17 protein-coding genes are annotated in these 21,852 nt (G+C 68.4%); 7 read left to right on the top strand and 10 right to left on the bottom strand.

What is annotated here, in order from left to right:
* Positions 1 to 51: 51 nt before the first annotated feature.
* On the bottom strand, positions 52 to 1,278 hold the full coding sequence (locus ABE434_RS13985) for a multifunctional CCA addition/repair protein (protein WP_346479256.1): 1,227 nt from the start codon (positions 1,276 to 1,278) through the stop codon (positions 52 to 54).
* A gap of 168 nt (positions 1,279 to 1,446) precedes the next feature.
* The gene (locus tag ABE434_RS13980; RefSeq protein WP_346479255.1) at positions 1,447 to 3,423 is read right to left on the bottom strand and encodes a transglycosylase SLT domain-containing protein; all 1,977 of its coding nucleotides are present in this window, start codon (positions 3,421 to 3,423) and stop codon (positions 1,447 to 1,449) included.
* 144 nt (positions 3,424 to 3,567) lie between these two features.
* Between ABE434_RS13980 and ABE434_RS13975 the strand changes: the two genes are divergently transcribed.
* The 3 genes from ABE434_RS13975 (at position 3,568) to ABE434_RS13965 (ending at position 7,930) form a co-directional block, all read left to right on the top strand.
* A complete protein-coding gene (locus tag ABE434_RS13975; RefSeq protein ID WP_346479254.1) occupies positions 3,568 to 3,972 on the top strand; it encodes a biopolymer transporter ExbD in 405 nt (134 codons plus the stop codon).
* A gap of 242 nt (positions 3,973 to 4,214) precedes the next feature.
* Positions 4,215 to 7,088: a TonB-dependent receptor gene (locus ABE434_RS13970; RefSeq protein ID WP_346479253.1), complete on the top strand. Its 2,874-nt coding sequence runs from the start codon at positions 4,215 to 4,217 to the stop codon at positions 7,086 to 7,088.
* Between the two features lie 215 nt (positions 7,089 to 7,303).
* The gene (locus ABE434_RS13965; RefSeq protein ID WP_179460062.1) at positions 7,304 to 7,930 is read left to right on the top strand and encodes a LysE family translocator; all 627 of its coding nucleotides are present in this window, start codon (positions 7,304 to 7,306) and stop codon (positions 7,928 to 7,930) included.
* Between the two features lie 218 nt (positions 7,931 to 8,148).
* Here the strand turns inward: ABE434_RS13965 and fhuE are convergent, their stop codons facing one another.
* Positions 8,149 to 10,314, bottom strand: coding sequence for a ferric-rhodotorulic acid/ferric-coprogen receptor FhuE (gene fhuE, locus ABE434_RS13960; RefSeq protein WP_346479269.1), 2,166 nt, complete (start codon positions 10,312 to 10,314; stop codon positions 8,149 to 8,151).
* 444 nt (positions 10,315 to 10,758) lie between these two features.
* On the opposite strand from fhuE, the gene ABE434_RS13955 reads away from it, so the two are divergent.
* The 4 genes from ABE434_RS13955 (at position 10,759) to ABE434_RS13940 (ending at position 14,227) form a co-directional block, all read left to right on the top strand.
* Positions 10,759 to 11,238: a VOC family protein gene (locus ABE434_RS13955; protein WP_176988202.1), complete on the top strand. Its 480-nt coding sequence runs from the start codon at positions 10,759 to 10,761 to the stop codon at positions 11,236 to 11,238.
* A gap of 103 nt (positions 11,239 to 11,341) precedes the next feature.
* On the top strand, positions 11,342 to 12,193 hold the full coding sequence (locus ABE434_RS13950) for an AraC family transcriptional regulator (protein WP_346479252.1): 852 nt from the start codon (positions 11,342 to 11,344) through the stop codon (positions 12,191 to 12,193).
* Positions 12,184 to 13,272, top strand: a complete 1,089-nt coding sequence (locus ABE434_RS13945; protein ID WP_346479251.1) for an alpha/beta hydrolase — start codon at positions 12,184 to 12,186, stop codon at positions 13,270 to 13,272. Before ABE434_RS13950 ends, ABE434_RS13945 begins: the two co-directional genes overlap by 10 nt.
* A gap of 76 nt (positions 13,273 to 13,348) precedes the next feature.
* Positions 13,349 to 14,227 carry an EamA family transporter gene (locus ABE434_RS13940; protein WP_346479250.1) on the top strand — a complete coding sequence of 293 codons (879 nt, stop codon included), beginning with the start codon at positions 13,349 to 13,351 and terminating at the stop codon, positions 14,225 to 14,227.
* Positions 14,228 to 14,329: 102 nt separating this feature from the next.
* On the opposite strand, the gene pepQ is transcribed toward ABE434_RS13940, so the two are convergent.
* From pepQ to rph, 7 genes are all read right to left on the bottom strand, one after another.
* Complete coding sequence (gene pepQ / locus ABE434_RS13935) at positions 14,330 to 15,658, bottom strand: Xaa-Pro dipeptidase (RefSeq protein ID WP_346479249.1); 1,329 nt, start codon at positions 15,656 to 15,658, stop codon at positions 14,330 to 14,332.
* A gap of 82 nt (positions 15,659 to 15,740) precedes the next feature.
* On the bottom strand, positions 15,741 to 16,091 hold the full coding sequence (locus ABE434_RS13930; RefSeq protein ID WP_346479248.1) for a PilZ domain-containing protein: 351 nt from the start codon (positions 16,089 to 16,091) through the stop codon (positions 15,741 to 15,743).
* Positions 16,088 to 18,661, bottom strand: a complete 2,574-nt coding sequence (locus ABE434_RS13925) for a DUF1631 domain-containing protein (RefSeq protein WP_346479247.1) — start codon at positions 18,659 to 18,661, stop codon at positions 16,088 to 16,090. Before ABE434_RS13925 ends, ABE434_RS13930 begins: the two co-directional genes overlap by 4 nt.
* A gap of 180 nt (positions 18,662 to 18,841) precedes the next feature.
* Positions 18,842 to 20,059, bottom strand: a complete 1,218-nt coding sequence (gene hemW, locus ABE434_RS13920) for a radical SAM family heme chaperone HemW (RefSeq protein ID WP_346479246.1) — start codon at positions 20,057 to 20,059, stop codon at positions 18,842 to 18,844.
* Positions 20,059 to 20,652 (bottom strand): RdgB/HAM1 family non-canonical purine NTP pyrophosphatase, encoded by a 594-nt coding sequence (gene rdgB / locus ABE434_RS13915; RefSeq protein ID WP_176988320.1) that lies wholly within the window; start codon positions 20,650 to 20,652, stop codon positions 20,059 to 20,061. Before rdgB ends, hemW begins: the two co-directional genes overlap by 1 nt.
* Positions 20,649 to 21,038 carry a VOC family protein gene (locus tag ABE434_RS13910; RefSeq protein WP_346479245.1) on the bottom strand — a complete coding sequence of 130 codons (390 nt, stop codon included), beginning with the start codon at positions 21,036 to 21,038 and terminating at the stop codon, positions 20,649 to 20,651. The genes rdgB and ABE434_RS13910 overlap by 4 nt, the downstream gene beginning before the upstream one ends.
* Positions 21,035 to 21,763, bottom strand: coding sequence for a ribonuclease PH (gene rph, locus ABE434_RS13905; RefSeq protein ID WP_176988322.1), 729 nt, complete (start codon positions 21,761 to 21,763; stop codon positions 21,035 to 21,037). The genes ABE434_RS13910 and rph overlap by 4 nt, the downstream gene beginning before the upstream one ends.
* Positions 21,764 to 21,852 lie beyond the last annotated feature (89 nt).

Here is a 21,852-nt window from a genome sequence, read left to right as displayed (position 1 = left end):
GTCCGGTTCGCCTGGATCAGGCGGGGCCGGGGTCTGCCGCCCAGGCATCGATCAGCGCGTACGCACTGCGCTGATCGCCTTTACCCGTGCCTTGGCCAGCGCTTCACCCACTGCCGGGCCCTTCAATCCGCTCAGATCCAGATCGCGCGCCTGCACTGCCAGCGCGGCCAGGTGCAGGCGTTTCAGCGTTTCACCCTGCGGGTAGTCGCTGTCCTCGAAGCCCAGCCGGCCGCGCTTGTCGGCTTCGCAGCACAGCGCGATCTGCGCGATCCGCTCGGGGCGACGGAAGCCGTCGCACCGGGCCAGCAACTCGAGCACGGTGGCGTCGCGCAGTTCGTCGATGCGGTGCACGTTGAGATGATCGCGGCAGACCGCTTCGGCCAACTGGCGGTGATCGACCGGTACCTTCAGGCGTTCAGCCAGCGCGCGCAGCGGGGCCACACCGCGCTGCTCGTGCATGATGTGGCGCGGCCATTCGTCGGGCGGCGTGAGGCCCTTGCCGAGGTCATGGGTCAGCGCGGCGAAGCCGATCAGATCGTCGCCGGGCGCCAGCTGTGCGGCCATGTCGCTGACCATTTCCTGGTGCACGCCGGTATCCACTTCCGGATGGAACTCCACGCGCTGCGGCACGCCGTACAGCGCCTCCAGCTCGGGCAGGATCGCGCCCAGCGCATGCGCATCGTGCAGGGTGCGCAGGAAGGCGGACGGCCGGGCAGAAGCCAGCGCGCGGCGCAGTTCCTGCCAGACGCGCTCGGGCACCAGCGCCTCGAGTTCGCCGCTGGCGGCGATCTCGCGCATCAGGGCCACCGTCTCGTCGGCCACGGTGAAGCCGAGCGGGGCGAAGCGCGCCATGAAGCGGGCCGCACGCAGCACGCGCAGCGGATCCTCGATGAAGGCCGGGCCGACATGACGCAGCACGCGCTGTTCGATATCGCGCACGCCGCCATAGGGATCCACCAGGGCACCGGTGGCTTCATCGCAGGCGATTGCATTGATGGTGAAATCGCGGCGCTGCAGGTCTTCTTCCAGCGTCACCGAGGGATCGGCATCGACCACGAAGCCGCGGTAACCGCGGCCCGACTTGCGCTCGGTGCGGGCCAGCGCATATTCCTCACCGGTGTCGGGGTGCAGGAACACCGGGAAATCCCGGCCCACGGCCTTGTACCCCTGCGCTTCCATCTGCGCCTGGGTGGCGCCGACGACGACCCAGTCGCGGTCACCGGGGGTCTGCTGCATCAGGCGGTCGCGCACGGCGCCGCCGACAAGATAGATCTTCATGCGCCCATGATGCCGCAGTGGGCCAACGCGACGCCAACCGGTCGTGCCGGCCGGTGGCCGGCTCCCTGCAATGCCCGGAGATCCCCAGGAGCCGGCCAGCGGCCGGCACTACCCGCAATGCCCGGAGATCCCCAAGTGCCGGCCAGCGGCCGGCACTACCGAGACCGGTCAGTCGCCGCCCTTGTCGGCGTTGGCCGCGCAGGCGAAGGTCTTGCGCTTGACCTGAAGGCGGCCGTTCATGCGGTCGGTCACCGGCAGCGCGTCGCCGTTCAAGCGCCAGTCGTAGATCACGCTGAAGGCCAGGATGCGCGCGACGTACTCGCGGGTTTCCTTGTAGCTGATGGTCTCGATCCAGATGTCCGGATCGAAGCCCGGGCGCTGCGACTGCCAGCGGGCAGTCGGGGTCGGGCCGGCGTTGTAGGCGGCGATGGTGACGTAGGGCAGGCCGTCGTACTTGTTCATCAGCTGGCGCAGGTAGGCCGTGCCGATCGCGATGTTGGTGTCCGCGTCGTACAGGCTGGCCGCACCCCCGTAGTTGGTCAGGCCGATCGACTTGGCCACGGCCGCACCGGTGGCCGGCAGGACCTGCATCAGGCCCATGGCGTTGGCCGGCGAGCGCGCCTTCGGGTTGAAGATGCTCTCGGCGCGGATTTCCGCGGCGACCCAGGCCGGGTCGATGGCGTTGCGCGCGGACTCGCGACGGATGCTGTCGTCGTGGTGCAGCGGGAAACGCAGCGAATACAGGCGCTGCTCGTCCGGGGTCTTGCCCAGCGAGAACACCGCACGATCGAACCAGCCGTTGTCGCGGGCGACTTCGACGGCGAGGCGACGCTGCGTGGTGTCGTAGCGGCTGAGGGCGTCGTTCCATTCGGCCACGGCCCAGCCTGCCCGTTCGATCTTGAACAGTTCCATCGCCCGGATGATCGCCGGGTCACGCGCGACCGCCGCCTGCGCCTGGGCGCTGTCGTTGGGTTCCCACGGGCACAGCGTGTAGTTCTGGCCGAGCTGGTCGGCGGCGAGGAAGCCATGGAAGGTGGCCGCGCGGGCCGCCTCACGGAAGGCGGCCTGCGCTTCACTGCGCTTGCCGGTCTTGTCCAGCATGCGCGCTTCGAAATAGCGCCAGCGCGAGTCGGCGCGCTGGGTCGGGCCCATCTTGCGGATCGCGGTCAGCGCGGCCGGCCAGTCGCCGCGCGACAGTGCTTCGCGTGCGCGCCATTCGTGCAGGCGCTCGTCGTACGCCGATTCGGGCACGGCGTTGAGGCGGCGGGCGGATTCGGGACCGTACGAGGCGACCGTCCACAACGCGATCTGGTACAGCACCTGCGCGCGCTGCGCGGCGCTCAGCTGCAGCGCATCGGCATACTGCGGCAGCTGCTGTTCGGTCGCGCCCGGGTCGGCCTTGGCCAGCTTGGCCAGGCCATCGGCGGCGATGCGCCGGCTGCGTTCGTTGCGCGGCCAGTTCAGTGCGCTGGCGTTGGGTTTGTCGACGAACGCGGCATACGTGTTGGCCAGCACCAGATCGGCGGCCGGCAGGCCGCGTGCGGCGCTGCGCATCACGGCAGGCTGCTGCTCATCGGCCGCTGCGTCGATACGTGCCCAGCGCAGTTCGGCGTTCATGCCGCCCTTGGCATCCAGGACCGCGAACACCGGGTCGCAGGCATCGGGCAGCGATTTACCGGTACTGCGCCAGATCGCCTGGGCCTCGCTGACCCATTGCGCATCGGCCTTGCCGGTGGCCTGGCGCGCATTGAGCTGGGCGCAGCGCAGGCCGACATTGGCGGTGTCGGTCCAATTGGCCAGCAGCGTCGGCCAGTCCTGGCGGCGGGCCACGGCCGGCAGCCACACGTTGCGGAAGCTGGTCGCGACGGCCTGGCCGCTGTAGCGCTTGAGGAAATCCTGGGCCTGCGCGTTGCTGACGGTATCGATGTTGCGACGCAGGTTGGCGAACTCCACCCAGCCATACAGCGGGTGCCGGCTCAATGCGGCCGCTTGGGCAGGGTCGAACTGGCCGCGCTCGGCGTTGTCGATGACGGCCTTGAGCTGCGCGCGCTGCGCATCCAGGTTCTGGGCATCGGCGACCGGGCTGACGCCGGTGCAGGCCAGCAGGACGGTCGCGCTGAAGAAATACAGGGGAAGTCGTGTCATGCCGAAAGCATAACGGGGGCGGGTGAACGGCGGTGAGGGCAATCCGACTCGAGGATGAACGGATCCCTGCCAGGACGCGGAAGCAGGGGGGCGTGGGCGTAGTCTCGGCCTTGGGGCAGCCGGCCCCCTGTCAAGGAGCAGACCATGGCCTTCCGCGCAGCAGGACATGCAGGACCGTTGGCCGAGATCAACGTGACCCCGTTGGTCGACGTCATGCTGGTGTTGTTGATCATCTTCATCGTGACCGCCCCGATGGTGGCGTTGCCGATTCCGGTCCATCTTCCCCAGCCCACCACCGTGGTGCCACCGACGTTGCCACCGCCCCCGATCGAGGTGCGGGTCGACGCCGGCAACCAGGCCTACTGGAACGGCCAGCCGGTCGCCGTGGAGACGCTCGAGTCGCGGCTGCAGGAACAGGCGCACGACCACGCGGGCAACCTGCCGACGCTGCGCATTGCAGCCGATCCCGATGCGCACTATGACGTGATGGCCAAGGTTCTCGCGGCCGCCAACAACGCCGGGATGGACCGGATCGCGTTCGTCCAGTAGCGGCCCGACGGCCCCGCTTGCATGACCTCGAACGCCCTTGGAAACAAGGGCGTTCTTTGTTGCGTGGCTCCGTCCAGGGAGAGGTTGGAAGCAACGCGCACACGCAGTCGGCTTTGTCGATTCCGCGTGAAAGAGTGGAATACGTCACTCCTTCACATTTACAGGTTGTTTACAAAGGAGACACTGCCGCCATGCAGGGGGGCGCGGCAGGTCCGCCCACCATTCCTTTGGAGAGAGAGCGAATGAACAACCTGCATCACCGCCCGCTGGCGGTTGCCGTATCGCTGTGCCTGCTGCTGGCTGCGCCGGCCCTGGCCAGCGCGCAGGACGCGCCACGCAGTACCACCGACCTGGACCGGGTGGAAGTGACCGGCAGCCGCATCAAGCGGGCCGAGGTGGAAGGGCAGGTGCCGATCCAGACCCTGACCCGCACCGAGATCGAGCGCACCGGCCTGACCTCGATCGGCGATGTGCTGCAGCAGCTGACCGGCTCCGGTTCGGCGCTCAATGCGAAGTTCAATTCCTCGGGCAACTTCGGCTTTCCGCCGGATGGCAGCGGCGTGGGCGCGGGCTCGGCCCAGGTCGATCTGCGCCATCTGGGCGCCAAGCGGGTCCTGGTGCTGGTCGACGGCATCCGTTGGGTCAATGAGTCCTCCGCATCCGGCGTGGGCGCAGCGACCGATCTGAACACCATTCCGCTGGCCATCGTCGAGCGCATCGAAGTGCTCGAAGACGGTGCCTCTTCGCTGTACGGCTCCGACGCCATCGCCGGTGTGGTGAACATCATCACCCGCCGCGAATTCGACGGTGCGCAGGTGACGATGAACTACGGCGAGTACAGCAAGGGCGACGGCACCCAGAAGGGCGTGGACCTGGCGTGGGGCACCCGTGGCGACCGCTACAGCCTGTTCCTGGGCGCCAGCTGGACCAAGCAGGATCCGGTGTATGCGCGCGACCGCGAGCAGTCGCGCTTCCCCATCCCGGGCACCGGACTGGCGTTCGGCAGTGGCGGCATTCCGCAGGGGCGCTTCTCCTTCGTGGATCCCAATACCGGTGCCGACCAGGACATCGTGCCCAATACCGGGGTGAGCAACCCACGTTATGACGGCAGTGCCGGCTGCACCCGCAGCGATGACTACCACTGCTTCACCTCGGCCGACCGCTTCAACTTCGCCGAGTACAACATGGTGCTCACGCCGTCCGAGCGGAAGGGCATCTTCGGCCAGTTCCGCTTCGATCTCACCGATGACATCCAGTGGTACATCAAGGCCCTGGGCAACCGCCGCGAATCCACCAACCAGGCCGCACCCGAGCCGCTGTTCTTCGGTCCCGATGGCGCCACCGGCAACCCGCTGGCCGACAACATCGTGGTCTCGGGGCTCAACCCGTACAACCCGTTCGGCTTCGATCTGGTCGCCTCGGGCAACATGAGCCTGATCGGCCGCCGCCCGGTCGAAGGTGGCGCGCGCGTATTCGAGCAGGAGGTCAACACCCAGTACTTCGCCACCGGTCTGGTCGGCCAGTTCCAGGCGGCGGACCGCAGCTGGTTCTGGGACCTCAACGGGATGTACAGCAAGAACAAGGCCGAGCAGACCAACTACGGCAGCTACGACATCTACAAGGTCAACATGGCGCTGGGCGATCCGGCGGTGTGTGCGGCCACGCCGGGCTGCGTGCCGCTGAACATCTTCGGCGGGGTCGGCTCGATCACGCCGGACATGCTGCGCTGGATCCAGCCGGTGGTGCGCGACCGCAGCCAGAACGAGTTGAGCCTGTTCACCGCCAACCTCAGCAGCGAACTGTTCACCCTGCCGGCCGGCCCGGTCTCGTTCGCCACCGGCTATGAGTACCGCAAGTACGAGGGCCGCTACGATCCGGATCCGCTGACCGTGATCGGCCACTACAACGGCGTGCCCTCGCTGCCCACGTCCGGCTCGTACGACGTCAACGAGGCCTACCTGGAGTTGAGCGTGCCGATCTTCGCCAAGAGCGCGCTCGGCGAGAAGCTCGACCTGAGCCTGGCAGGGCGCTACTCGGACTACTCGACCTTCGGTGGCGAGTTCACGCCGAAGTACGGCCTGCGCTGGCAGGTGACCAACGATTTCGTGCTGCGGACCAGCTATGCCGAAGGCTTCCGTGCGCCGTCGATCGGCGAACTGTACGGCTCGGCCGCGCGTGCCGACCTGCAGCTGTTCGATCCCTGCTCGGTCGGCCTCGGCGGCACGCCACCCCGCGGCAACGCGGCCAACTGCGCCGCCCTCGGCGTGCCCGGCGGCTTCCAGCAGGCCAACTCGCAGATTTCGGTCACCACCGGCGGCAACGCCGAGCTGGATCCGGAGCGCTCGCGCAGCTTCAGTGCCGGCTTCGTGTGGAGCCCGTGGTTCGGCAGCAATGCGTCCTGGTCGGAGCGCTTCGATGTCGAGGTGACGTTCTACCGCCACCACATCGAAGGCGCGATCCAGGCGATCAACGCCCAGACCCAGCTCGACCTGTGCGTGGATACGCTGGACCCGCTTTACTGCGCCGGCATCACGCGGGCCTCCACCGGCGCGGTCAGCAGCTTCAACAACCGGCTGACCAACCTGGGCTCGATCAAGACCGATGGCTGGGATGTGGACCTGTTCTGGACCCTGCCGCAGACGGAGATCGGCCAGTTCAAGCTGGGCTGGCAGAACACCTTCGTCGGGCGTTACGAGGCCTTGGGGGCGGCGGGACAGAAGCAGCCGCAGGAGCCCGGCGTGGAAGTGGCCGACAGCTCGATTCCGGAATGGACCAGCAATGCCACGCTGAGCTGGAACCTGTCCAACTGGAACGCCTCCTGGACGGTGCGCCATATCTCCAAGCTCACCGAAGAGTGCGGCGATGTGGCCGCCTTCCCGATCTGCGGCAACCAGGCCGAGGGCACCAACGAACTGGCGGCGACCACCTTCCACGACATGCAGGTGGGCTACAAGGTCGACTGGATGAAGGGACTGCAGCTCAGCGCCGGCCTGAACAACGTGTTCGACAAGGATCCGCCGATCTGCCTGTCATGCTCGCTCAACGGCTACGACGCCTCGACCTACGACATCCCGCGCGGGCGCTACTGGTACGTGCGCGCGGATCTGCGGTTCTGATCGCGGGCTGATGCGGAGGTGACACACCGGGGCGCCATCACGGCGCCCCGGTAGTGGCTTGCAGCAGCGCCGGTCATGCCCCGCTGCGTGCAGGGACGGACAAATGTGTTGCGCACACCGGCCATCGCGGGTGCCTGGCATGTTGGTGCATTCTGTGTCAGGCATCATGGGGAGCCGGCCAGCGGCCAGCACTACCTCTCCTGAACTGCATTGCCATGAATCTGCATACCTGGTGGATCTTCGCCGTCACCGTGTTCGTCCTGTGCGGCACGCCCGGCCCGAACATGCTGCACGTGATGACCCGCAGCGTGCGGGTCGGCTTCCGCCGCAGCATCGCTGCGATGGCCGGCTGCCTGACCGCGCTGGTGCTGGCCCTGGCCATCTCCGCCGCCGGGCTGGGCGCGGTGCTCAAGGCGTCGCCGATGGTCTTCGACGTGCTGCGCTATGCCGGCGTGGCGTATCTGGTCTACCTGGGCATCAAGGCCTGGCGTGGCGGTGATGCGCCGATCGACGTGGGCAGCACCACGGCGCTGGTGCCGAGTTCGCGCACCGTACTGTTCCGCGACGGCTTCATCATCGGCATCAGCAACCCGAAGCTGCTGCTGTTCGCCTCCGCGTTCCTGCCGCAGTTCGTCGATCTCACCCAGCCGCAGCTGCCGCAGTTCGTGATCCTGGTGGGCACCTTCGCGGTGATGGAGATGTTCTGGTACGCGGTGTACGCCGCCGGCGGTCGAGGCCTGGCCGGTCATCTGGCCAAGCCGGGGCTGCGCAAAGTGTTCGACCGCGTGGTCGGCACGATCTTCATCGGGTTTGGATTGGCGCTGCTGCGCGCGCGGCCGTGACGGTCTGGCGCTGGTGCTGCGCGCACGACGTTGATGGTAGTGCCGGCCGCTGGCCGGCAACCAGGCAAGACTTTCATCGTTCATGAGGCTGCCGGCCAGCGGCCGGCACTACCGAGGTCTGGCCGTGCGGCGCCGCGCGTCCGTTGCGCATCGTGCAAAACGCAGAGAGCCGGGCAATGCCCGGCTCTCCTTGTTGACGCGTTGCGATCAATGATCGATCAGAACGACCAGGTGAACGTCAGGCCGCCATTGCGCCCATCGCCGTACGCACCGTACCCGTTGATCTGCGAGAAGTACGTCTTGTCCAGCAGATTGTTGAGGTTGGCCTGCACGCTGAACTCCGGCGAGATGCGGTAGCGCACGAAGGCACTGACCAGCGCATAGCCGCCCTGCTCGATGCGGCCGTAGGCAGGCACCGGGTAGTAGATCCCGTTCTGCCAGTTGGCACCGCCGCCGACGGTCAGCGCGGTCAGCGACTGCGGGGTGTAGCTGGTGAACAGCTTGATCGTGGTCTGCGGCAGGTTGGTGTTGATGTCCGCGTCGTTGATGTCCTTGGCCACGTAGCGCGAGGCGCCAAAGGTCGCGTTCCAGCCCGGCGCAAGTTCACCATTGAGCTCGAACTCGAACCCACGGCTCACCGTGCCGCGCGCAGCGATGTAGGCGAACTCACCCGGACGGCTGGCGATCGGCTCGCTGGTGATCTGCGCGACATTGTCCTGCTCGATGCGGAACGCAGCGACGGAGGCGTTCAGGCGGTTGTCGAACCATGCGCCCTTGACGCCGATTTCGTAGCTCTTGCCGTCCACCGGATCGAGGTAGCTGCCGCTGCGGTCGCGCGCTGTCTGCGGCTGGAAGATCTCGGTGTAGCTGGCGTAGGTGGAGTAGGTGTCGTTGATGTCGAACACCAGGCCGGCGTAAGGGGTGGTGACCTTGTGCGAACGGTCATCGCCTTCACCTTCGCTCTTCCAGTCGGTGTAACGCGCGCCCAGGATCAGCTTGAGCGGATCGGCCAGCGACAGGCGGGTGGCGACGTAGCCAGCCTTCTGGGTGATGGTGCCTTCGCTCTGCAGCGGCAGGGTGCCGACCCAGTTCGGTTCCGGGAAATCGCCCACGCCGGCGAGATAGTTGTCCAACGGCGCCCAGCCGACCTGGTAGTCGCCATAGTTGGCGAACTCACGCTTGTTGTAGCTCAGGCCGGCCATGAACTGGTGCTCGCGGCCGAACAGCTGGAACGGACCTTCCACGAAGCCGTCCACCGCGTTGACCTTGCGCTCGGTGTTGTAGAAACCGGCCGAGGGTGAGACGCCCGCGCCGGTGGTCTTGTCCAGCAGCGATGCGCCCGAGGTCCAGTCGTTGTAGGCCGGGTAGAACAGCTTGTCGTCGGCCTTGGTGGTGTCGTGGGTTGCGCCGAGCTTGACCTTCCAGTCGTTGGCGAAGGCATGTTCCAGCGTGGCGAACAGGCGCTTGCTGGTGGTGTCCCAGTAGGTCCAGCGCGGGTTGGCGCTGAAAGATTCATCGAACGGGGTCGGGCTGCCGTCGGAGAACAGCATCGGGAAGCCACCCCAGGTCGCGCCGTTGGCGCGCTTCTGCTGGTAGTCGTAGCCCACGCTCAGCTGGGTGTCCGGGGTCAGGTCGGCGTCGATCACCGCATAGCCCAGCGTCTTGTGCTGGTCGTAGCGGTCCATCTGCGATTCGGTGTCCAGGTAGCTGCCGATGACGCGCGCGCGCACCGAGCCGCTGGCATTCAGCGGGGTGGTCACGTCCACCGTGCTGCGGGTGCGGCCCCAGCTGCCGACGTTGACCGACACATTGCCGGTCAGCTCGGCGCTGTCGGCATGCTTGCGGATCAGGTTCACCGAGGCGGACGGGTTGCCGGCGCCGGACAGCAGGCCGGTGGCGCCACGCACCACTTCCACGCGGTCGTACAGGGCCAGGTCCAGGCCTGAATCGCCGTAGCTCCAGTTCTGCACCATCTGCGTCGGCAGGCCGTCGAACTGGTAGCTGTCGATGTAGAAGCCGCGCGCGTAGAACTCGGTGCGCTCGGTATCGGACTGGGTGCTGCTGACGCCGGTGGTGTTGGCGAGGACGTCGATGATGTCATCGAGGTTCTGGTCCTCGATGCGCTGGTGGCTGATGATGCTGACCGACTGCGGGATCTCGCGCGGGGCGAGATCGAAGCGGGTACCGGCCGAGGTCCTGCGGACCGAATAGCCTTCGGCGCGCTCGCCCTTGACCACGATCCTGTCCAGGGTGGTGGCATCAGCGGCAGCGTCCTGCGCGAAGGCAGGCGCGACGGCGAAGGTGCACAGGGCCACCATCAAGGCCTGCGGCAGCGGGCGGCGGTGCATCGACGGGCGGGACAGCACATGGGTGGAGCGGGTCATCGGCGTTTCCAGAAAGTCGGCAACGCGCATGGCCGGCGTCCTGGGTGGCCTGCGGCGGAGCGGAGTGGGGGCAGGCAGCGGCTGGCGGGGGGCGTGGACCCGACGCGGGCTCGATAACTGTTCGCGGGCGCGCATCCCTTACGCGACCCGGATCACACTATGGTAATAGCAATGATTCGCATCATCAACCGCATCGGGCCTCGGACATCGGACATCGGCACCGCTGCGCAGGGCTGGCGACTCCAGACGCTCTCGCATTCATACTTCCCGCTGCCGAGCCTCCGCGGGCGCAGGCGCGCCTCGTGGTTCGCCGGAGCTACCCGCGCGCTGGGTTAACAGCTGCGTCGCTACCCTGAGCCTGCGCTGGGTGCACAACCTGAGCCTCCGCGCGATCCGGCGGCTCCGCGCATGCCAGGCTGCCTTCCTCCGCTGCAGGAGATGCCCATGGTCAGCAAGAATACGATCTGCCTCTGGTTCGACGGCACCGCTCTGGAGGCCGCCACGTTCTACGCCGCCACCTTCCCGGACAGTGCGGTGCACGCGGTGCATCACGCACCGGGCGACTTCCCCTCCGGCAAGCAGGGGGACGTACTCACCGTCGATTTCACCGTCGCCGGCATTCCCTGCCTGGGGCTCAACGGCGGCCCGGCGTTCAAGCACAGCGAAGCCTTCTCCTTCCAGATCGCGACCGATGACCAGGCCGAGACCGACCGGCTCTGGAACGCGATCGTCGGCAACGGCGGCGAGGAAAGCGCCTGCGGCTGGTGCCGCGACAAGTGGGGCCTGTCCTGGCAGATCACTCCGCGGGTACTGACCGATGCGGTGACCAGCAAGGACCCCGCCGTGGCCCGGCGCGCGTTCGAGGCGATGATGACGATGCGCAGGATCGACGTGGCGGCCATCGAGGCCGCGGTGAAGGGCTGAGGCGGCCCGCGCGGCGAGCGGCAGCGGACAGCAAGAACGATCAAATGACACGCCGCGCGCTGGGTTACGCTGCGGACCCGTTCATCGGCATGGATCTGGCGGTATGGGTGCGGCACGCAGGGCCCTGTGGTACATCGAAAGCCACTTCGCTGAAAACCCGTCGCTGGCCGATATCGCCGGCGTGGTCGGGCTGTCCCCGTTCCATCTCTCGCGCCTGTTCCAGCTCGGCACCGGCACCTCGGTGGTGCGCTATCTGCGTGGGCGCCGGCTGACCGAGGCCGCACGCCAGCTGGCGGCCGGCGCCGGTGACATCCTCGGTGTCGCGATGGCCGCCGGGTACGGCTCGCATGCGGCATTTACCCGCGCGTTCTCCGAGCAGTTCGGGCGCTCGCCCGAGCAGGTCCGCGAGCAGGGGCTGGGCGGTCTGACGCTGGTGGAGGCCTTGAAGCTGGACGACGCCGCCACCCCCTGCATGATCGAGCCGCATCGCGCGTACCGCGGTGCCCTGCGCGTCGCCGGTATCGGTGCACGCCATACGTCCGCGACCGTCGCATCGATTCCCTCGCAGTGGCAGCGCCTGGAAGAAGCGCATGGCCTGGGCGCGGAGATCGCCTATGGGGTGTGCGGCAACAATGATGCCGATGGCGGCTTCGACTACATCGCCGGGGTGGAGATCCGTGCCGCCGCACCCGTGCCCGCAGGCTGGCAGGCGATCTCGATCGCGCCCCGCGAGTACCTCATCGCCTGGCACGCCGGGCACATCTCGGCGATCCGTTCCACCTGGTTCTGGTTGTTGAACGATTATCTGCCGGGCTCCGGCCTGACCCTCGCCGATGCACCGGACCTGGAGCGCTATGACGCGCGCTTCGATGACCGCAGCGGCCACGGCGGGGTGGAGATATGGCTGCCCCTGGCCGACACGCTGCCCCCCAAGGAGATCGACCCATGCGAATGACCGCCCGTTGCTGCGCCGCGCTGTTGTGGCTCTGCCTGCCCACGTTTGCCTCGGCCGCCGCGCCGCCGGTCGGAGAGCGCCACGGCATCGCGCATACGCCGAGTGCGGCCGTGCGCGATGCCGACCACCGCGACAGCGTGCGCTATACCGTGTGGTACCCGGCCCGGTCCGGTACGCAGGAAACCGCGCTGACGATCGGCCCGCCGGGCGCGCCGTTGTTCGAGGTGGGCACGGCCGCCGCCGATGCCGCCATGGCCAAAGGACGCTGGCCGGTCCTGCTGCTCTCGCACGGCAACGGCGGCAGCGCACGGATGATGGGCTGGTTTGGCACCGCGATGGCGCGGGCAGGGTATGTGGTGATCGCGGTGGATCATCCCGGCAACAACGGCGTGGACCCGATGACCGAGGCGGGCAGCATCCTGATGTGGAACCGCGTGGATGACCTCGCGGCCGCACTGGCCGCCGTGCAGGCCGACCCTGCGCTGGCGACGGACATCGACACCACGCGGCTGGGCATCGCGGGCTATTCGGCCGGTGGGTTCACGGCCCTGGTCGCCGCGGGTGCCCGGCCGGATGTGCAGCGGCTGCTGGCGTTCTGCCGCGCGCATCCCGCCGATGGGGTCTGCGCGCCCCAGGCGGAGAACCCGACGCTGACGCTGGCGCGCCGGTTGACCGCCGCAGCGACGCCGGAACTGGCGCCATGGGTTGCCCGGGCCGGGGACGATCGCGCCATCGCAGGCGTGGGCGCAGTGTTCCTCATCGCGCCGGCGATGGTGCAGGCCTTCGCGCCTGAAGAACTGGAGAAGGTAACGCAGCCGGTGTCGATCGTCGTCGGTGCGGCGGATGCGGTGGCGTCGCCTGCGACCAACAGCGACATCGTGGCCACGACACTTCCGAAGGCGAGGCTGACCACCTTGCCAGCCGTCGGGCACTACGATTTTCTGTCCAGCTGCACCGCCTTGGGCCAGACACGCGTCGGCGCACTCTGCCAGGTCACGGCGGACAAGCAGGCCACGCACGCGGCCGCGATCAAGGAAGCGACGGCCTTGTTCGACGCGGCGTTGTCGGCAACGCGCTGACGCGGATCCGCCCGCCAGAGGAATCTCTGGCGACGTCCGGCGTGCCCCGTCAAGGCATCCGCCATATCCTGTGCGGATGTCGACCTCCCGCCTCTCCTCCTTCTTTCCCGCCCTGGCCGTGCTCGGCTCGGTCACCTCGCTGGCCGTGGGCACCTCGTATGCCAAGCAGCTGTTCCCGCTGATCGGCGCGCAGGGCACCAGCGCACTGCGCGTGGGGTTCTCGGCGCTGGTGCTGCTGATGGTGTTCCGGCCGTGGCGCTGGACCACCTCGCGCGCCGATGCCGGCGCGATCATCCGCTACGGCATCACGCTCGGGGTGATGAACCTGCTGTTCTACATGGCCCTGCGCACGATCCCGTTCGGCATCGCGGTGGCGATCGAATTCTGCGGGCCGTTGGCGGTGGCGATGTGGTCCTCGCGGCGGCCGGTCGACTTTGTGTGGGTCGGCTGTGCGCTGGTCGGGCTGTTGCTGCTGCTGCCGTTGGGCCATGGCGAGCCGCTGGATCCGGCCGGGGTGATGTTCGCCCTCGGCGCGGCCGTGTGCTGGGCGATGTACATCATCTTCGGCAAGCGTGCCGGCCACCTGCCGGCCGGGCATACGGTGTCGCTGGGTCTGTGCGCGGCGGCGTTGGTGGTGGTGCCAGTGGGCGTGGCGCATGCAGGCATGGCGCTGCTGGATCCGAAGATCCTGCTGTTCGGCCTCGGCGTGGCGATCGTTTCCAGCGCGATCCCGATGTCGCTGGAGATGATGGCGCTCAAGCGGTTGCCGAAAGAGACCTTCGGCATCCTGATCAGCATGGAGCCGGCGGTCGCGGCACTGCTGGCGATGGGGTTGCTGGCCGAACACCTGACCCCGCTGCAGTGGGCGGCGATCGGCTGCACGGTGGTGGCGTCGGTGGGCAGCACGGTGACCGCGAAACGGGCGGTGCCCGTGGTGCCGGGCGCGCCGGCGTGATCGCGCGCGTTGGTATCGGTAGTGCCGGCCGCTGGCCGGCTCCGCAGTACCGTTGGATCGTGAGGAGCCGGCCAGCGGCCGGCACTACCTTGAGGTGGCCCCTCAGCTGGCGGCCGCGAACACCGGCCGGGTCAGGTTGTCGGCATCGCCTTCGGTGCACAGCACTTCATCCTCGATGCGCACGCCGCCATACGGACGGAAGAAGTCCACGCGGTCCCAGTTGATGCTGGTGCCGTTGCCGGCCTGCTTCACTTCGTCCAGCAGCATGTCGATGAAGTACACGCCCGGCTCGATGGTGACCACCATGCCCGGCTCCAGCGCGCGGGTCATGCGCAGGTACGGGTGCCCCTGCGGACGCTCGATGCGGCCACCGCGGTCGCTGGCGGCAAAGCCGGCCACATCGTGCACCTGCAGCCCGATCAGATGGCCGAGGCCGTGCGGGAAGAACGCCGCGCTCACGCCGGTGGCCAGCGCGGCCTCCGGCGAGACGGTGAGCACGCCGAAGTCCTTGAGGATGCCCATCAGCGACAGGTGCGCGTCGATGTGCAGCTGCTTGTAGTCCACCCCGGCGCGCACGCCGGCGCCCATCTGCTGCTGCGCCGCGTCGACCGCGTCGATCAGCGCCTGGAATTCGTCATGGCCGCTGGCGGCATAGGTGCGGGTGATGTCGCTGGCATAGCCATGGGCGCTGGCGCCGGCGTCGATCAGGAAACTGCGCAGCGGGGTCGGCGCGCTGCGGCCCAGGTCGGTGTAGTGCAGCACGGCGGCATGTTCATTGAGGCCGATGATGTTGCCGTACGGCAGCTCATTGGCGTCCTGGCCGACCGCGCGGCAATACGCCATGTGGATCTCGAATTCGCTGGCACCGGCGCGGAACGCGGCTTCGGCAGCGCGGTGGCCGCGCACGCCCAGCCGCTGCGCTTCGCGCATCAAGGCGATTTCATACGGGGTCTTGTAGCCGCGCTGCCAGTCCAGGTAATCGATGACCGGCGCCGGATTGTTCGGCACGAACGCGCCCAGCGCGCTCTGCGGCTCGCCGAGGATGGCGCAGCGGGCGGGATCCTTGGGCAGCAGTGCCAGCGCAGCGTCCGGCGTGCGGATGATCTCGATGTCGACATGCTCGACCCACCAACCGTTCGGCGCATCCGGCACCACGTGCCAGTAATCGAAGGGCTGGTAGAAGATCAGCGTGGGCCGCTGGCCCGGGGTGTACACCAGCCAGCTGTTGGGCAGCTTGGTCAGCGGCAGCCAGGCCTTGAAGTTCGGGTTCACCGCATACGGGTAATCGCGATCATCGAATGCCTGGTAATGCTGGGTGCCGCTGGGAATCACCAGATGATCGAAGCCGCCACGGGCCAGCGCTTCGTCGGCGCGTTGGCGCATCACGCTGGCATGGTGGGAGTACAGGGCGCCGAGGTCTGGCTGGTTCATGGCATGAGGCTCGCTGACAGTGCGGAATGCAGCCCTAGATTCTGCCGCAATCGGGCCCTCGGCGCTGTGCCGGAACCGGCGCTCAGACTGCCGAAGTTTCCTCGGCGATCCACTGCCGCAGCTGCTCGCGCGATTCGCGCGCCAGGGTCAGGAAGCGGAAGCCCACCCAGGCCTGGCCGGGTGCATGGGTCTGTTCGCTCCACAGCAGGTGCACGCCGACATCGATCAGCAGGGGCTGCCCCTGCGGGCCGGTGATGGTGAACTGCAGCTGGTACAGCGCGTCGTCCTGCATCGGCACCGAGGCCAGCATCAGCATGCCGGTTTCGGAGACATTGCCCAGCCGACCGATCACGGTCTCGGCCATCCGGTCGGTCACCGGCACCAGCTCGGCCACCTGGCGGCGGGGTGCGCGTCGGGTATCGGGCGAGGTCATTCGGCGTTCTCCGCAGGGGTGCCCGCCAGCGAACGCAGCGTACGCAGCGTGGCCTGCCAGGCGCGGTCGATCAGCCGACCCTTGTCTTCAGTGACGATCCGCACCTGGCCGTGCGCCATCAGCCGTGCCAGTGCGTCCAGGGAATGCTCGCCGACTTTCTGCCCGCGCTGATTGACGAACAGGGCGTTGTCGGTGATCAGGCTGTACCAGGACAGCCGCTGACGGCGGATATCCCCCTGCTGGTTGGTGGTGAACTCGAACCAGGTGCCGAACGGCAGCGTGCGCAGCTGGCGATAGCAGTCGTCCTCGGCCGTGCTGCGGGCCAGTGGGGCGACCCTGCGTGGATCGCTGGCCTCGCCTTGTTCGCCCAGGCGTGTGCGTGCGCGCAGGCGGGCGGTGAGTTCGGTACGAGAGCTGCTGTCGTCCGCACCGCCGGGCGTGGACAGCCGGCGCGCGATCGCGGCCGCTTCGTCCTGGTGGTAGCCGACCTGCAGCAACGCGGACTCGACCTGGATGCCCAGCGCCTCGTCGCGTTCGGTCGCACCCGGCGCCAGGCAGGTGACCTCGGCGATCCGGGCGGTTTCCTGCTGGCGCTGTTGCCACTGCGGCGAGGTCTCGCCGTTGCGCAGCAGGGTGAGCGTGAGTACGTCCGACCACGCCTGTTTCAGCAGCGCCTGCACGAAGCGGGGCGGCGCGGCCTGCGTGCAGAGCTGCTCGATGCTGGCGCTGGCCTGCTGCTTGGCCGCTTCCAGCCGCTCCTTGCCGCGGGCCGCTTCGACATGACGGCGCTCGGCCAGTTCGGCCTTGTGGGCGAGGGCGCGGAAGTGCTGCTGGATCTCTTCATTGGCGGTGTCGAACACGGCGACGTCGCCGTCGTATTCGTTGACCACCTGATCCACGGCATGCCCCAGCTTCTGCACCAGCTGCGGATCCACGTCCTCCTCGCCCAGCCAGTTGGCGCCGGCCTCGGCCACCGCATTGAGCAGTTCGCGCGCGGGGTGCTGGTCGCGCACGAAGAAGGCCGGGTCGGACAGGGCCGCGCGGGCCACGGGGACCTGCAGCCGGGTCAGCAGGTCGGCGGCCACGGCCTCGGGCCGGACCTCGCGCTGGATCTGCCCGTACAGCATGTCGAGCAGGTCGAAGGTGTCGCTGTCCTTGACCGTCAGGGCGGCGTGCGCGCCATGGTCGGCGCGGACCTGGGCGAGCAGCGCGTTGTGCAGGTCGGCCATGCTGCGGCGCGCCCCGCCCGGAGCGACGGCCTGGCTCTGCAGCCTGGCCAGTGTGGCGTGCACGGCTTCGGCGGGCACGGCCTGTGCCGCGGGCGTTTCGGGGGCGAGAAACGCAGTGTCGGTGGGGTGCCCGGACTGCCCGGACGGTCCGGGCAGCTCGTTGGTCGCCGCGACAGCCTGCGCGGCCATCGCCTCGCCGCCCGGCACCGTGCCGGCGGCATGCGCCTGGCGGGCGGCGCCGAGCAACTGGTGCAGGGCCGACATCGCCGGGGCACCGAGGTCCGCCGGCGCAGGCGCGGTGTTGCTGGCCGGTACAGAGGCGGACGACGATGAAGGTGCAGGTGCAGGTGCAGGTGCAGGTGCAGGTGCAGGTGCAGGTGCAGGTGCAGGTGCAGGTGCAGGTGCAGGTGCAGGTGCAGGTGCGGCGCCTGCGTTACCGCCGGGCGCGCTAAAGGCCGGGCCGGCGGCCGGCGCCGTCAACGCCATGGCCTCCTGGGTCATCGCCGCCCAGCCGGCGCGCGGCGCACCGCCGTTCCAGCCGGTCAGCGGCCGCGCGGCGGCACCTCCGCGTGCGCCGGGCAGGCCGCGCTCCGGCCCGGTGATGATCCGGCGCGTGGTCGCCGAGCGCGCCAGGTAGGGGGTGTACACCAGCCCGGGCAGCACGCCCTCGTGCGCGAGCAGGATGTTGGCGCGTTCCAGCAGTTCGCCGAGCCGCTCCAGCAGTTGCCGGTCGAATACGCGGTACAGCGCCAGCTGCGTTTCCAGCCCCAGCGCGAACTGTTGGCCCAGCTCGCGCACGATCCGGCACAGCGCCTGCGGGCCGAACGGCAGGTCATCGGCATCGAAGGCGGGCCCGGCGGCGAGCACGCCGAAGCGCTGGCCAAGCAGCTGCAGGGCACTGGCCGAACGCTGGGCTTCGCGGCGGATGATGTCCACCAGCACGATGTCGCGGTCCACGTCGGTGTCGTTGACCAGGGTCAGCGCGGTCGCCGGGACCGAGACGTCAGTCGGCACGACGCGCTGGGTATGGCGCGGACCGCGCAGCGTGGCCAGGCTGTCGGCCAGCGCGTCCAGGAAGCGCGGGCCGAACTGCGCGTTGACCTCGTGCAGCTGGCGGGCCTGGGCAAAAATGTCGGCCTGGATCTGGCTGTTGCACGCGCGTTCGGCGTCGCGGAATAGTTCGCGTTCGAGCTCCACGATGGTCAGCTTGAGCGGGGCGGTGAGGGTCTGCACCGCCAGCCCGTGCAGCGCCGCCAGCAGGCGGCGCACGCGCGGCGGTGCGGCCACGTCCGCGAAGCGGGTCATGTCGGGCTGGGACGACGAAGGTGCGGGCGCAGACATCCGATGTTCTTCCAGCTCCCCTGAGAACACGGAATCTAACGGTTTCGCGGGGAGCCGGCCAGCGGCCGGCACTACCGGGGCATGTGGGGAGCCGGCCGGCGCATGGGCGGGGAGCCGGCCCGCGCTTATGCGGGGAGCCGGCCAGCGGCCGGCACTACCCTTTGAGGCCGGCGCCGTCCTTCAGGGCAGGAACAGCTCGACCACGTCGTTGGTGAAGCGGCGGCCCAGCTCGGTCGGGGTGGCGCGGTCGCCGCTGACGGTCATCCAGCCGTTGGCCACGGCCACGCCCAGCGGCGCGGCGATCTGCGCCCGGTCCAGTCCGGTGCGCGATTCGAAATCCTTCAGGCCGAACCCCTCATGCAGGCGCAGCAGGTTGAGCATGTACTCGAACGGCAGGCGATCGGCACTGATCACATCGTCACCGCCGATCGAGGCCGCGGTACCAGCGGTGTCCATGAAGGTCTGCGGGTGCTTGTGCTTCCAGCGGCGCAGCACGTGCTGTTCGGCACCGCTGCTGATCTTGCCGTGCGCGCCGGCGCCGATGCCCAGGTAGTCGCCGAAGCGCCAGTAATTGAGGTTGTGCTGGCTCTGCCGGCCGGGCCTGGCGTAGGCACTGACCTCGTACTGCGCGTAGCCGGCGTCGGCCAACATCTGCTGGCAGTGCTCCTGGATGTCCCACGCCGAATCCTCGTCGGGGATGCCCTGCGGCGGCCGCGCGAAGAACACGGTGTTCGGTTCCAGCGTGAGCTGGTAGTGCGACATGTGCGTGGGCTGCAGCGCGAAGGCACGCTCCAGGTCATGCTCGGCCTGCGCCAGCGTCTGCTGCGGCAGCGCATACATCAGGTCGATGTTGAAGTTGTCGTAGCCGGCGTCCTGCGCCAGTTTCACCGCACGCTCGGCCTCGTTGCTGTCGTGGATGCGGCCCAGGCGCTTGAGCGCCTCGTCGTTGAAGGTCTGGATGCCGAAGCTGATCCGGTTCACTCCGGCCGCGCGGTAACGGTCGAAACGCCCGTGCTCGGCGGTGCCCGGGTTGGTCTCCAGGGTCACTTCCAGGTTCGGCGCGAAGCGCAGCCGGGCCGAGGCGGCCTGCAGGAAGCGGTCGATCGCCTCCGGCGGGAACAGGCTGGGCGTGCCGCCACCGAAAAACACACTGCTCACCACCCGGCCCCAGACCAGCGGCAGGTCCTGGTCCAGATCGCGGATCAGCGCATCGATGTAGGCCTCGAACGGCAGCTCGCCCTTCGCCGCATGCGAGTTGAAATCGCAGTACGGGCATTTGCGCACGCACCAGGGCAGGTGTACGTACAGCGCCAGCGGCGGTGGCACCAGCCGCGGGGCGTGGTCGTGGTCCCCCGAACAGGCTTCGCCGGGCAGGTGGGCGCAGGAGGCGTGGGGCATCACAGCAGCTCGGGCAGCTTCTGCTTGAGCAGCTGCAGCGCCTTGGCGCGGTGGCTCATCGCGTTCTTCAGGTCCGGCGCCATTTCCGCGGCGGTCTGTGCCAGCACCGGGTCCAGGAACAGCGGGTTGTAACCGAAGCCGTGGCTGCCGCGCAGTTCATCGACGATCACGCCTTCCCAGCTGCCTTCGCAGATCAGCGGCTGCGGGTCATTGGCATGGCGCAGCAGCACGATCACCGCGTAGAAGCGGGCGCTACGGCGCTCTGCCGGTACGTCGCGCATCGCCTCGAGCAGCTTGGCGTTGTTAGCCGCATCGTTGGTCGGGCTGCCGGCATAGCGCGCGCTGTACAGGCCGGGCGCGCCGTCGAGTGCATCCACGATCAGGCCCGAATCGTCGGCCAGTGCGGGCAGGCCGGTGCTCTGGCAGGCATGGCGTGCCTTGATCAGCGCATTTTCGACGAAGGTCAGGCCGGTTTCCGGCACGTCGCTGACGCCCAGTTCGCCCTGCGCCACGATCTCCAGCGGCAGGCCGCTGAGCATGGCCTGCAGTTCCTTCAGTTTGCCGGCGTTGCCGCTGGCCAGGACCAGTTTCATTGCTTGGGCTCCAGCAGATCCCACGTATTGCCGTACAGGTCGCGGAATACTGCGACCGTTGCGTAGACCTCCTCGCGTGGGGTTTCGAGGAAGGTCACGCCACGCGTGGTCATCGCCGCGTGGTCGCGCCAGAAATCATCGGTGTTCAGGAAGAAGCCGACCCGGCCGCCGGTCTGGTTGCCGATCCGCGCGCGCTGTTCGTCGTTGCTGGCGCGCGCCAGCAACAAGGCGGCCGCGCTGCCGTCGGTCGGCCCGACCACCACCCAGCGCTTGTCTCCCTGGTCGATGTCATCGATCAGGCTGAAGCCCAGCGCGCCGGTGTACCAGGCGATCGCTTCGTCGTAGTCGGCCACCACCAGGGTGGTCAGGGCGATGCGACGGTTCATGCCTGGGCCAGGGCCGCCTGCTGCGCGGCGAACAGATCCTTGATGCCCTTCTCGGCCAGTGCCAGCAGCGCATCCAGCTCATCGCGGCGGAAGGCATGGCCTTCGGCGGTGCCCTGCAGTTCGATGAAGCCGCCGCCGTCGTTCATCACGACGTTCATGTCGGTATCGCAATCGCTGTCTTCGGCGTAATCCAGATCCAGCACCGGGGTGCCGCGGTAGATACCGACCGAGACGGCGGCAACCGCACCGAAGATCGGGTTGCGCTTGATGTCGCCGCGCTTGATCAGGAAGTTCACCGCATCCACCAGGGCCACGTAGGCGCCGGTGATCGCGGCCGTACGGGTGCCGCCATCGGCCTGCAGCACATCGCAGTCGAGCGTGATGGTGCGCTCGCCGAGCGCGCCGCGATCGATGCAGGCGCGCAGGGTGCGGCCGATCAGGCGCTGGATCTCCAGCGTGCGGCCCCCCTGCTTGCCGCGGGCGGCTTCGCGATCGTTACGGGTGTGGGTCGAACGCGGCAGCATGCCGTACTCGGCGGTCACCCAGCCTTCGCCCTTGCCACGCAGGAAGCCCGGCACGCGGTTTTCCACGCTGGCCGTGCACAGCACGCGGGTCTCACCGAAGCTGACCAGGACCGAGCCCTCGGCGTGACGGGTGAAGGCGCGCTCGATGCGCACTTCGCGCAGCTGGTCGGCCTGGCGGCCGCTGGGACGGGAATCAGTCATGCTCAAGTTCCGGTAAGACGGGGGGATGCGGGGCCACGCCCGGGCCGGGGACCGGCGGGCGAGGAGGCTCTGAGGAGACCGCTAGGGTA

The sequence above is a fragment of the Stenotrophomonas sp. TWI1183 genome, from assembly GCF_039673115.1.
Taxonomy (GTDB): Bacteria; Pseudomonadota; Gammaproteobacteria; order Xanthomonadales; family Xanthomonadaceae; genus Stenotrophomonas; species Stenotrophomonas maltophilia_AA.
This window is presented reverse-complemented; position numbering and strand designations above follow the sequence as displayed.

Excerpts from the sequence above, each read along its gene's own strand:
- ABE434_RS13985 (WP_346479256.1), bottom strand. The coding sequence starts at position 1,278 with ATGAAGATCTATCTTGTCGGCGGCGCCGTGCGCGACCGCCTGATGCAG.
- ABE434_RS13980 (WP_346479255.1), bottom strand. The coding sequence starts at position 3,423 with ATGACACGACTTCCCCTGTATTTCTTCAGCGCGACCGTCCTGCTGGCC.
- ABE434_RS13975 (WP_346479254.1), top strand. The coding sequence starts at position 3,568 with ATGGCCTTCCGCGCAGCAGGACATGCAGGACCGTTGGCCGAGATCAAC.
- ABE434_RS13970 (WP_346479253.1), top strand. The coding sequence starts at position 4,215 with ATGAACAACCTGCATCACCGCCCGCTGGCGGTTGCCGTATCGCTGTGC.
- ABE434_RS13965 (WP_179460062.1), top strand. The coding sequence starts at position 7,304 with ATGAATCTGCATACCTGGTGGATCTTCGCCGTCACCGTGTTCGTCCTG.
- fhuE (WP_346479269.1), bottom strand. The coding sequence starts at position 10,314 with ATGACCCGCTCCACCCATGTGCTGTCCCGCCCGTCGATGCACCGCCGC.
- ABE434_RS13955 (WP_176988202.1), top strand. The coding sequence starts at position 10,759 with ATGGTCAGCAAGAATACGATCTGCCTCTGGTTCGACGGCACCGCTCTG.
- ABE434_RS13950 (WP_346479252.1), top strand. The coding sequence starts at position 11,342 with ATGGGTGCGGCACGCAGGGCCCTGTGGTACATCGAAAGCCACTTCGCT.
- ABE434_RS13945 (WP_346479251.1), top strand. The coding sequence starts at position 12,184 with ATGCGAATGACCGCCCGTTGCTGCGCCGCGCTGTTGTGGCTCTGCCTG.
- ABE434_RS13940 (WP_346479250.1), top strand. The coding sequence starts at position 13,349 with ATGTCGACCTCCCGCCTCTCCTCCTTCTTTCCCGCCCTGGCCGTGCTC.
- pepQ (WP_346479249.1), bottom strand. The coding sequence starts at position 15,658 with ATGAACCAGCCAGACCTCGGCGCCCTGTACTCCCACCATGCCAGCGTG.
- ABE434_RS13930 (WP_346479248.1), bottom strand. The coding sequence starts at position 16,091 with ATGACCTCGCCCGATACCCGACGCGCACCCCGCCGCCAGGTGGCCGAG.
- ABE434_RS13925 (WP_346479247.1), bottom strand. The coding sequence starts at position 18,661 with ATGTCTGCGCCCGCACCTTCGTCGTCCCAGCCCGACATGACCCGCTTC.
- hemW (WP_346479246.1), bottom strand. The coding sequence starts at position 20,059 with ATGCCCCACGCCTCCTGCGCCCACCTGCCCGGCGAAGCCTGTTCGGGG.
- rdgB (WP_176988320.1), bottom strand. The coding sequence starts at position 20,652 with ATGAAACTGGTCCTGGCCAGCGGCAACGCCGGCAAACTGAAGGAACTG.
- ABE434_RS13910 (WP_346479245.1), bottom strand. The coding sequence starts at position 21,038 with ATGAACCGTCGCATCGCCCTGACCACCCTGGTGGTGGCCGACTACGAC.
- rph (WP_176988322.1), bottom strand. The coding sequence starts at position 21,763 with ATGACTGATTCCCGTCCCAGCGGCCGCCAGGCCGACCAGCTGCGCGAA.